Genomic DNA, 1,439 nt, shown 5'->3' on the forward strand with positions numbered 1-1,439 from the left:
TGCTGGATTTGTATCTCCCACAAATGGGACTCTATTTTTAAAAACTAAATCTCCAATGAAAGCTATTTTTTCGGAAGGAATATATAAAACTAAATCTGAATTAGTGTGGGCGGGGGTCATCACAATTAACCTAAATTCTTTTCCATTTATTTTTATAGATTTTTTATCTTTTACTACAATATCAGGTTTAACAAGTTTTACATTCTTAAATAAATCTCCAAATGTTTTTTTTATTCCTTCCAGATACATATCTGCCTGACCGCTTTCATAAAAATTCAGCAGTCCTTCACTTCCTATAATCTTAGCACCGTCTTTTTTAAACTCACTTGCTCCAAAATAATGGTCTAAGTGATAATGGGTAATAACAAGATATTTTATGGGTTTATTGCTGACTTTTTTTAGCTCATTTATAAACTGCGTTGCAAGCTCTGGAGTTGATAAGCTGTCAATTACTACCCATCCTTCTTCTGTAAGAATACCGTAAGCATTTGATATAAACCCTCTATTTTCTTTAGAAGGTAGACCTGTATTACCTTTTACCATGTATATGTTATCTGCAACTTTTTTTAAAGGCATTGAAAAAACTGTTGAAAAAAGAATTAATACAGAAAAAATAATAGATTTCATATCAGCACCTTACATATATCTTTGATATTTTTTATTTTAAATTTTTGCTTTTATCTGTCAAGCAGATACATCTTTATCCATGAATATTTTAGAAACTGTTGTTCCTCTCTGACCCTGATATTTGCCTTTATAAGGTCTCTCTGCTGGCTGTTTCATCTGAGCAAAAACAAGCTGACATATTCTCATTCCTGGATAAATTTTTATTGGTCTTGAGTTTGCATTGTAAAATTCAAGGGTTATATTGCCCTCAAACCCGGCATCAACCCAGCCTGCATTTTCTATAAAAAGACCAAGCCTTCCAAGTGATGAACGACCTTCTACAAATGCAGTAATATCATCAGAAAGTTTCACATACTCATATGTGGTTGCAAGAACAAACTGTTTAGGCTTAATAATAAACCCTTCATTACTATCAACAACAACTTTTTCCATTTTATCAGCATATTCTGGATTTTTGACATCTAAAACTTCAATTTCTTCAGGATAAATTAAGAATTCATGTCCGAGCCTTAAATCAACAGAAGACGGCTGTATCTGATATTCCTCTAAAGGCTCAATAACCAGCTTTCCTTTTTTTAAAAATTCTTTTATAGTCTTATCATTTAGTATCAACTTGCCACCTCACTCCTCTAAAGAAAGTCTTTTTTCTCTGCTTTCAGATAAAAGTTTTATAAGCTCTTTTTCATTTTCTTCTTCTATTAATTTTTTTAGTTTTTCTAAAGATTTAGAAAATTCATCTATACTGTGGAGGACTGCAGATTTATTTTCTAAAAAATATCTTTCCAAATAGTTGGGGAGCTTGCTGCTATTCT

At 31.5% G+C, this 1,439-nt stretch carries 3 protein-coding genes; all 3 read right to left on the bottom strand.

Going from position 1 to position 1,439, the window contains the following annotated elements:
• Window positions 1-627, bottom strand: a 627-nt coding sequence (locus HG1285_RS01675) for an MBL fold metallo-hydrolase (RefSeq protein WP_008289336.1), incomplete at its 3' end; no start/stop codon positions are given.
• A 57-nt stretch (window positions 628-684) separates the two neighbouring features.
• The gene (gene dcd / locus HG1285_RS01670) at window positions 685-1,239 is read right to left on the bottom strand and encodes a dCTP deaminase (RefSeq protein ID WP_008289337.1); all 555 of its coding nucleotides are present in this window, start codon (window positions 1,237-1,239) and stop codon (window positions 685-687) included.
• A 9-nt stretch (window positions 1,240-1,248) separates the two neighbouring features.
• Window positions 1,249-1,439, bottom strand: a 191-nt coding sequence (locus HG1285_RS01665) for a prephenate dehydrogenase dimerization domain-containing protein (RefSeq protein ID WP_008289338.1), incomplete at its 5' end; no start/stop codon positions are given.

The organism is Hydrogenivirga sp. 128-5-R1-1, assembly GCF_000171895.1.